Genomic DNA, 8,687 nt, shown 5'->3' with positions numbered 1-8,687 from the left:
CAAAGGTTAAATTCGCGTGGATAGCAGCAAATGAAAAGCAGATTCTACTGGCTCTGCATATCCCACAAAGACAAATGGAATCGCAGCCCGAAGCCGCAAACAAACCCATTGTGCTCAGGAAATGTCAGCCAAGGGCATTTAATTTATATATTAAAATTTTTAATTGACACCGATTTAACTGCAACTGCAAAAATGAATCTCACACCCTGCTTATGATAATATCTTATATATGCCAATCCAAAGAGAGCGAGAATGTCAATCTAATTTAAAAAATTTTTATATGTCATGGGGTTTTTTTTAAGCCCCATATCGTATCTCTTTATCCAGAGAACGTCCAATTTCCATGGTCCCTACCCATTCCAGTACTCTGGGGAGACCGCATACAATGGACTGTTAGATATGATGGTGGATGCTTTTTTTTATTTTTATTTCATAGTATAGTTTTATCTCGTTTCTTTATCAATTCATCACAGAATGGTGGACTAAAATACTTTGGAATGCAATTCTGTCCACCATATACAGTAAAATTTATATATGATGGCCGATAAGTTAGACCAAGGATCCGGGATTCGCTTAAAGACTTTTTAAGTCATCCATCCCCTCAAGATGAATATACCCGGATCCTCCTCTCGAATTATCTGAAAATGATCCGCATTGAGATTATGGGCGGTCTTCTATTGCGATCAACCGGAATTTTGATCTATCATATAGCACCTTAATGAACTGTGACTGGCAATGATCGAGATCGATACAACCAGGCCTACAGAAGCGATAGATATCACATCAAATGTAATATTGGCCCTGCATGAGGAAGGAATTGAAGAAGGCATTGCTTTTGTCTTCACCCTCCATACCACCACCGCCCTGACGGTAAATGAAGCAGATCCCCCCCTAATGAAGGATATACAAAACCTTCTGCAGAGACTGGCACCCGAGAACGGCGGCTATCTTCATGATCATCATGATGGAAATGCCCATGCCCACCTGCGTGCAACGCTCATTGGCAATAGCATCACAATCCCTGTCGCAGAGGGCAAGCCGAAATTAGGAACATGGCAGAGAATTCTCTTCTTCGAGTTTGACGGTCCGAGAAGGAGGAGAATTTACATCAAGACCATCCCGTACAAATTATAAAAATAGCATAAATTAATCTAGTGCTTGGAGAAAGAGATCAAAAGGACGAAAAAGGTAAGAGAGGAAAGATATCCCTTTTCTTATGCCAGTCCCCTCATCCAATGTACTTTTCTTGTCTTTATTTGCTCGCTTTTTTGCCAGAGCAATTGGCACCTGTCTCGCTATCCTGAGGCATCAGATAGGAGTTCCCGAGCTCATTGCCAATTCTCTGAATGCCACCATGAGCTCTTTTGTTATCGGTCCAGGCTTGCCACTGCCTATTATTCTGCCGTCGATTTTGGTGACGGGAGCAACCTCTGCTGCAGTGCCAGTGACGAAGACTTCGTCCCCAGTGTAAAGGTCGAAAAGGCCCAGATCAGTCTCTATGACCTCAATCCCATTCTTCTCCGCCAACTCGAAGACCGCCTCTCTGGTTATCCCTTTCAGGTTATTGAGGGTATGAGGGGTGTATACCTTTTTATTCTTTATGACAAATATATTATCCCCACTTCCCTCAGAGATCCTTCCTTGGGAATCAAGGATAATAGCCTCATTTCCCCCTTTGACATTGGCCTCAATCTTGGCCAGGATGTTGTTCAGATAATTGAGGCTCTTGATATTCGGGGGCAGGGCATCGGGGGCGTTTCTGCGAACAGAGACACTGATGGCGGTCAGGCCGACCTCATAGAGGCTTCCATACATCGCCCCCCACTCAACTGCAACGATGATTACCGTGGGCTTCCTGCATTTCAGTGGATCCAGGCCCAGATCTCCATATCCTCTGGTAACTATAGGCCGGACATAGGCATCGCGCAGGTTGTTCTTGCGCAGCGTATCTCTGATCGCCAGAGCCATCTCCTCCTGGCTCAGGGGGATGGAGAGCATGATGGCTTGAGCAGAATCAAAGAGCCTCCGGACATGATCCTCCAGCCGGAAGACCCGTCCTCCATATGCTCTTATGCCCTCGAAGACACCATCGCCATAGAGAAAACCATGATCGAAAACAGAAACCGCAGCGTTTTCAGCTGGAACATATTCACCATCAATATAAATAAGGCTCATAGGGAATCCTGTATCTCCATCATTACCAAGGATAAATGCATTTTGATTGAATCGATGGGTTTATTATGGAAGGAAGGCAGCTAGGTGCCTACTCTTCATGGGGTTTGGTGTCAATGGCTAAACTTGGTTTCGTCGTCTCGGAGTTCAATAGGGACATCACCTATCAGATGGAGCTTTTGGGCAGGGAGCATGCCCAGTTCCTGGGAGCAGATGTCGCAGCGGTGGTTTATGTTCCTGGAGTTTTTGATATGCCGATAGCAGTGAAGAAGATGCTCTGTCGCGAGGACATCGATGCCGTCGTGACAATCGGCTGTGTGATACAGGGAGAGACCGCCCATGATGAAGTTGTGGTCAATCATGCAGCCAGAAAGCTGATGGATCTGTCTCTTGAATGCAATAAGCCGGTAACCCTGGGGATCACCGGCCCCAAGATGTCCCGGGCAGATGCGCAAAAGAGGGTGGACTATTCCAAGAGGGCGGTGGAGGCGGCGGTCAAGCTCCTGCAGAGGCTCGGTGGGGATTAAAGAATGGTATCCGCGCGCATAGCCTCCATTCATGAGTCAACCACCCTGAAGATCTCGGCCACGGCGAAGAAGCTCACTGCCAGCGGCCTTGATATCATCGATATGGGAGTTGGCGAGCCGGACTTCGACACCCCTAAGCATATCGTCGAGGCGGGCTGCAACTCCATCAGGATGGGCGAGACTCATTATGCACCAACCGGCGGCATTCCCGAGCTGCGGCAGGCGATAGCAGAAAAGCTAAACCGGGAGAATCTGATTCATTCTACCGCTGAGGACGTGATAGTGACTCCAGGGGCTAAGATGGCCGTCTTTGCCGCCATCCAGGCCCTCTTGCAGGAGGGCGAGGAGTGCATATTGATAGGTCCCTCCTGGGTGAGCTACGAGCCCAGCGTGGCCTTTGCCGGAGGATCGGTGGTCTGGGGCGAGGTTGATGCCGATTTCATGCCCCAGAACATCGCGGAGAAGATAAGTCCCAAGACCCGGATGATCATAATCAACTCCCCCTCTAATCCCACCGGAGCGGTCTTCGAGCGGCCTGTGCTGGAGGAGATCCGCGACCTGGCAATAGATCACGATCTTTTTGTGATCTCCGATGAGATATATGAGAAGATAATCTATGATCATGAACACATCAGCATGGGCTCCTTGCCGGGAATGGAAGAGAGAACGGTTACCATAAATGGATTCTCCAAGGCTTATGCCATGACCGGCTGGCGTCTGGGCTATCTGACCGGCCCCAAGGAGACGATGAAGTGGGTGATCAGGCTTCTGTCACATTCCGTTTCCCAGGCCACCACTTTTGTGCAGCGGGCGGGGGTTGTCGCCCTGCAGGGGCCGCAGGATGATGTCGATATGATGGTGGCGGAGTTTCGCGCCCGCCGGGATCTCCTGGTCGCAGGCCTGAAGAGCCTGGGAATTCCCTGCGGCGTTCCAGGTGGCGCTTTTTATGTGTTTCCGGATGTATCAGGCTTTGGGGGAGGAGATCTATTCACCGAGAGGCTGCTCAAAGAGGCCCTCATTGCCGCCACTCCCGGATCTGCCTTTGGACCAGGGGGAAGGGATTATGTCCGGCTCTCCTACGCCACCAGCCAGAATCGGATCCGTCAGGCTCTGGAGAGGATAGAGAAGCTTATTATGTGAAAATAAATATAATATTACTTTTCGACGGATGCACCTCATCTTTTTCCTGCTTTTTCTTTTATCTATCGCTATCTAATAGTTCAATTTTTGGCTCTTCGCTGAATTATGTGGGTGATTTCAGGCAGAGAATATGGCCTCTGTTCCTCTGCGGTTGGGTCAAAGCATAGCGTTTCACCACATAGGCACCGAGACATAGAGTTTTTGCGATTCAAGTTCACCCATACCAAATGGCGAGGAGCCGTTAATATGAATGCTGCACCAGCTTAACCCTGCTGCTCCTTCTCTCTTTTCATATCAGCCACTTGGAGCATCAGATCCCAGGCATTTATGGTGGATGATATCATCAACCAAATTACTACCAGAACTATCCAATCCAGATAACGTGTATCACCGTGAAGAATTCCTATTGCCAGGAAGACTACAATTGCAAAGCAAACGGTATTGGGAATCAGGAGCCTTCCTAGCATCTGGTTGGAAGTAAAGGCCCGCCCCCGCGAACTTCTACTTCTCGCGAATTTAAGCCAAAGTTTTCCCGTACGGGCAAGCATCATTAATCCCAGAATCAATAGCGGTACTCCGACGCCCATCGGTGTTTCAAACGGAACCATAAATATGAAGGCGAAAGATAGAATCATCAAGAAATCGCCGAAGGTCTGCCTGGCCATGGTATTCATGTCGCTATCTTTTCTAACGCTAGCTATGAAGTCTATATGAAGAGAGACTGAGACGAAGATAAGGCCAATTAGGGTTGCGGCTACAGAGCCGGTCAGCATAAAGAAGTTCGTCCAACTGTCGATGGTCTCCACGAATGGGTCTGACATGAAATTTGCTCCTCAGAGTTAGCCTCGTCTTTGACATGCTTTAGTATTATCAGGAACCACTAACAATATCATCATCTCGCCAATAGTCCAGATCAGATCGGTAATGCCTGCCATAGCTGAAGATCCGGAATCCCATTGTCTTTGATCACTATTGGATCTTCTCGCAAGCATTTGAGAGCTCTTCCAAAGCTATAAAGCATATCCTCCTCAACCGAAGCTGATCACATATCCTCTTGGACAAAAGAATGATTGCTACCCTAATAAGCATACTTGCGATTTTTTCTATTTTCTGAATTGGCTTATCCTTTCCATCCCTGAGAATGGCCCACAATATGCCGCAAGTGGTCGGATTTCTGAGGATGAACTTCTTAGCTATGATCCCTGCGCGAGAATTGTTCGGGAAAAAATGAGTCGAATAGCAGCGAAAGTTCTCTTCTGAGTGTTCAACTCATCCACGATTTAGAGGAGACTTGCGGCCTCGATGATCGATCCGTCATCGGTTATAAGGTAGGGTAGGGGATCAATGAGGTGATACTAATTGGAACCAAGAAATTCGATATACGATTTATTCATATTATACAGCGCATAATTATAACAAACCATAAAATCTTCCTTTAAAAAATTTAAACATATTCGGAAATAATCGATAACAGTAATGCTTATATAGCATTTTAATTGAAATTATATTGTGAAAGAAAAATCGGAGGTGAAACCAAATGTGCTGTCATACCGCAGAAAAACACATCCATGCTCATGAGCATGACGGAAAGATGCATGAGCACGAACATGTTCACGACAAAGAGCATCATAACCACACCCATCAATGCTGCCATAAGCATTGAGAGCTGATTGCTCTGGCTCTCAGAGATGAGCAGCATTGCGATTCCTTTTTTTGATAGTTCTTCCGCGGCAGCTTTTTTTAACCATGGAGATGACGGCCTATTGCCCGATGATCGGGCAGAGCTTTTGCGACCATTCCTCTGAGAATCGATTATCTCTCATTCGTCCCGTGACGTTTAACTTGTAGGATTGCGAAGGACGAAGCGAGAAGTCCTAGGAGCATTCACAGATCGCTCCGGGGTGTAGGGGCAGCGGAAGCCTCGGTCTTTAGGCCGGGGAGGAGCGTGCCCCACCCATTACTTTCGCTGTGCTCTGCATACATATTTAATATGTCAAATCCATCTCCTGTATTGTACTTGGGCATCTTAGGCACCCTCGCGGTAAACCGCTTGATACTGATCCGGTACGGCTCTGCCAGACTCTTGCCCGAAAGGGTGCGGTCGAAACACGATTTGAAGCCGTCTTTGGCAGATCTGAGGCCAATGTTCCAGCAAGACTGGGACCTCTGCAGATCGTCGCTGCATGTAGGCTGGCCTGGAGGTCCGATCTGGTCTCTGATTTTTGGAACAGACCAGATCAGGGCTGCTGAAAGCTCCGGTCTTCAGGCCGGAGTAGCTTACGTACAGAGTCTACAATACGATCTCCATCATATCATGCCCTAGCGGCCATTTCTTTAGAGCCTCCTCATGGGGCGGATACAGATGGCTCAGATGGGTGAGGATCAGCCTCTTAGTTCCCAGCCTCTCCGCCAGCTCCATGGCTTCGTCTGCGGTCATGTGCTTGCTAATAGTATAGCCCGGCGGGGTTATGGCATCGGCCAGCATCAGGTCAGCGTCCCTCATCAGCTCCAGGCTCTCTTCAGGGACCTCCATCTTGGTGTCACTGGTAATGACCACCACCTTGCTTCCATTGTCTATCCGCACCCCCACGGTCTCAATTGGGGGGTGGTTGACATTGAAGAGGGTGAACTGCATTCCTGCTATCTCGAAGGGCTGGCCAGCTATGACATCATGGCGCACTGGGGCCAGGAAGTAGAGGTAATTGAGGATGTAGTCCATAGTATTCTTCAGAGCATAGACGTCCACGTGGCTCTGCACCCGATGGAAGTCTCCGAAGCCCGCATAATGATCATAATGGGCATGGGTCCAGATCACCCCGTCCACGCTCGCTATATCCTTTTTCAAGAGCTGCCATCGCAGGTCTGGGCTCGAGTCCACCAGCACCCGGCCGTCCTCCTCGTCCGACTCCAGCAGGATGGAAAACCTCATCCTCCGGCTGCGCCCTCCCCGGAGGGCATCCATGCAGGCGGGACACTTGCAGCCGATCTTGGGGGTGCCAATGGCGTCGCCTGTGCCCAGGAGGGTGACCTTCATGCCTCAATGCTCCGCTTGTAGTCCGAAATCCTCTGGCGGAAGTCATCTATGGAGTTCAGGAGGTCCTGCTGGCATAGCCCCTTTCTGTTCTCCAGTAGTGCATTGAGCACCGCCTCTCTGATCACAAGCCGCAGATCTGAGCCCGAGTAGCCATCGGTCATCTTTGCCAGCGTAGCGGTATCCACATTGGCATTGATGGGCTCCAGTATCTTGTCTAAGATCCTCTTTCTCGTCTCCTGGTCAGGCAAGGGGAAGTTCAGCACCTTGTCAAACCTTCTCCAGGCGGCATAATCCAGCAGCTGGGGGTGATTTGTGGCCGCAAGAAGGAGGACGCCGTGCTCGACCAGGTTGATCTCGTCTATGGCCTTTAGCAGGGTATTGACCGCCCTTTTCATGGCACCATGCTCGTCTGAGGTTCTGGTCTTGGCCACGAAATCGAACTCATCGATGAGAAGGATGCAGGGGCTGAGCCTCTTGGCAAGCTCGAATACCTTGTCTATGTTCTTGGATGTCTCCCCCAGGTACTGGCTGGTGATCATGGAGAGGCGGACCTCTACAATTGGGAGAGAAAACCAGCTGGAGAGTGCCCGGGCGGTGGAGGTTTTTCCCGTGCCCGGCGGGCCGACGAATAGTAGCTTGCCGATCTCGAACAGGCCTATCTGGCGCAGGTATTCTCTGTTCTCCAGCGCCTTTCCCGTCTTTTCGATCTCAGTCTTCTGATCATCGGTCAGGATCAAACCGGAGATGCTGTCTCTTACATCCTCTGGCGCTTTGATGTAAGCCAGCTTGAGAAGCTCATCTGCCTCCTTTTGGTCCTTGCACAGCTCTTTTATGCGGGCGTCGATCCACTCGCGGTCTGCAGAAAGTGGCTTGTTGCCGTTCTTGGCCTCGGAGTAGCTTACCCCCATGGAGTCATAGTTCTCATAAAAGTAGGCAAGAGCGGGATTGGATCTGATCCTGGCAAGATCCTTCTGATTGGCAAACCACTTCGCGGCCACATCGAATACCGTGAGCCTTAGCTGCGAACCGAACTCCTCGAAGGATACAAAAGTAAGATCCTTGATGGCCGCTTTGACGTTATCTATGCCGTAGATCTTCTGAACATCGCTGCTGGTTACGTAAATCGGCCGCTTTACGCTCTTGGTATTCGCATCGAAATAATGCTTGCGAATATTGGGTGGCAGGTCGTCCTCAGTCAGGTTCTCCTTGCGGTTGTATATGTCTGCGGTTAAAAGCAGCTCTGCAACCTCAATTGCTCCGCACTTATCTAGATCATTCTCTGAGCCCATCTATTTAACTCCCCGGAACTGAACTAAAGCAGTGGACCATAAAATGAGATAAAGCTTTCTGTGGTCTGGCCGCAGAATGGGCCGGACAGGATGCGCCATATGCCCACTGGCCGCAGATCTCGCGATCCTTCGCCAGAAGAAAATCCTGGGCAAGTGATTGCTCCTGGACCGGCCTTAAGCCAAACGTACAATGCCTGCCTTCTCGCAGGGTGGCAGCGTTGGCGCCTTTTCTTCATCGAGCCCGGATGCAATTCTCATGCTCTACTCGTCGAGTTTTGCATTACAGGTAGCGCCAAGCCCCGAAAATACAGCCAATAGCAGCACGTCTCCCTTATAATTCCATAGGTCGAATCCGAAGCCATCAACTGTGTCTGCCGACTTTTTGTAATCTTTCTCATCCAGAAGACTGATTGCCAGCTTCCTCATGCAATCGTTTCGATCTTTCACATAAAGTATATTTGGCTCTACGCTGAATTATGTGGGTGAGGTCCGGCAGAGAATATAGCCTCTGTTCCTCTGTGACTC

8 protein-coding genes are annotated in these 8,687 nt (G+C 49.4%); 3 read left to right on the top strand and 5 right to left on the bottom strand.

Annotated features, from left to right (window positions below; genetic code table 11):
- The first annotated feature begins 735 nt into the window (after positions 1 to 735).
- Positions 736 to 1,134, top strand: coding sequence for a secondary thiamine-phosphate synthase enzyme YjbQ (locus tag BP727_RS05075; RefSeq protein WP_013719817.1), 399 nt, complete (start codon positions 736 to 738; stop codon positions 1,132 to 1,134).
- Positions 1,135 to 1,308: 174 nt separating this feature from the next.
- Here BP727_RS05075 and ilvE read toward each other — a convergent pair whose 3' ends face one another.
- A complete protein-coding gene (ilvE, locus tag BP727_RS05070; RefSeq protein WP_273271247.1) occupies positions 1,309 to 2,175 on the bottom strand; it encodes a branched-chain-amino-acid transaminase in 867 nt (288 codons plus the stop codon).
- 113 nt (positions 2,176 to 2,288) lie between these two features.
- Between ilvE and ribH the strand changes: the two genes are divergently transcribed.
- Positions 2,289 to 2,699: a 6,7-dimethyl-8-ribityllumazine synthase gene (ribH, locus tag BP727_RS05065; protein ID WP_013719819.1), complete on the top strand. Its 411-nt coding sequence runs from the start codon at positions 2,289 to 2,291 to the stop codon at positions 2,697 to 2,699.
- 3 nt (positions 2,700 to 2,702) lie between these two features.
- Positions 2,703 to 3,839, top strand: coding sequence for a pyridoxal phosphate-dependent aminotransferase (locus tag BP727_RS05060; RefSeq protein WP_286857682.1), 1,137 nt, complete (start codon positions 2,703 to 2,705; stop codon positions 3,837 to 3,839).
- Between the two features lie 263 nt (positions 3,840 to 4,102).
- Here BP727_RS05060 and BP727_RS05055 read toward each other — a convergent pair whose 3' ends face one another.
- The 4 genes from BP727_RS05055 to BP727_RS05040 all read right to left on the bottom strand — a co-directional run bounded on the left by BP727_RS05055 (position 4,103) and on the right by BP727_RS05040 (position 8,588).
- Positions 4,103 to 4,660: a hypothetical protein gene (locus tag BP727_RS05055; RefSeq protein WP_013719821.1), complete on the bottom strand. Its 558-nt coding sequence runs from the start codon at positions 4,658 to 4,660 to the stop codon at positions 4,103 to 4,105.
- Between the two features lie 1,469 nt (positions 4,661 to 6,129).
- Entirely contained in the window at positions 6,130 to 6,873 is a 744-nt protein-coding gene (locus BP727_RS05050; RefSeq protein WP_013719822.1) for an MBL fold metallo-hydrolase, read from the bottom strand.
- Complete coding sequence (locus tag BP727_RS05045) at positions 6,870 to 8,162, bottom strand: AAA family ATPase (protein WP_013719823.1); 1,293 nt, start codon at positions 8,160 to 8,162, stop codon at positions 6,870 to 6,872. Before BP727_RS05045 ends, BP727_RS05050 begins: the two co-directional genes overlap by 4 nt.
- A gap of 261 nt (positions 8,163 to 8,423) precedes the next feature.
- Positions 8,424 to 8,588 carry a hypothetical protein gene (locus BP727_RS05040; RefSeq protein ID WP_157863772.1) on the bottom strand — a complete coding sequence of 55 codons (165 nt, stop codon included), beginning with the start codon at positions 8,586 to 8,588 and terminating at the stop codon, positions 8,424 to 8,426.
- Positions 8,589 to 8,687: the final 99 nt, after the last annotated feature.

Source organism: Methanosaeta sp. UBA356 (assembly GCF_002496465.1).
Classification (GTDB): Archaea; Halobacteriota; Methanosarcinia; order Methanotrichales; family Methanotrichaceae; genus Methanothrix; species Methanothrix soehngenii.
This window is presented reverse-complemented; position numbering and strand designations above follow the sequence as displayed.

Excerpts from the sequence above, each read along its gene's own strand:
- BP727_RS05040 (WP_157863772.1), bottom strand. The coding sequence starts at position 8,588 with ATGAGGAAGCTGGCAATCAGTCTTCTGGATGAGAAAGATTACAAAAAG.
- ribH (WP_013719819.1), top strand. The coding sequence starts at position 2,289 with ATGGCTAAACTTGGTTTCGTCGTCTCGGAGTTCAATAGGGACATCACC.
- BP727_RS05050 (WP_013719822.1), bottom strand. The coding sequence starts at position 6,873 with ATGAAGGTCACCCTCCTGGGCACAGGCGACGCCATTGGCACCCCCAAG.
- BP727_RS05075 (WP_013719817.1), top strand. The coding sequence starts at position 736 with ATGATCGAGATCGATACAACCAGGCCTACAGAAGCGATAGATATCACA.
- BP727_RS05045 (WP_013719823.1), bottom strand. The coding sequence starts at position 8,162 with ATGGGCTCAGAGAATGATCTAGATAAGTGCGGAGCAATTGAGGTTGCA.
- ilvE (WP_273271247.1), bottom strand. The coding sequence starts at position 2,175 with ATGAGCCTTATTTATATTGATGGTGAATATGTTCCAGCTGAAAACGCT.
- BP727_RS05060 (WP_286857682.1), top strand. The coding sequence starts at position 2,703 with ATGGTATCCGCGCGCATAGCCTCCATTCATGAGTCAACCACCCTGAAG.
- BP727_RS05055 (WP_013719821.1), bottom strand. The coding sequence starts at position 4,660 with ATGTCAGACCCATTCGTGGAGACCATCGACAGTTGGACGAACTTCTTT.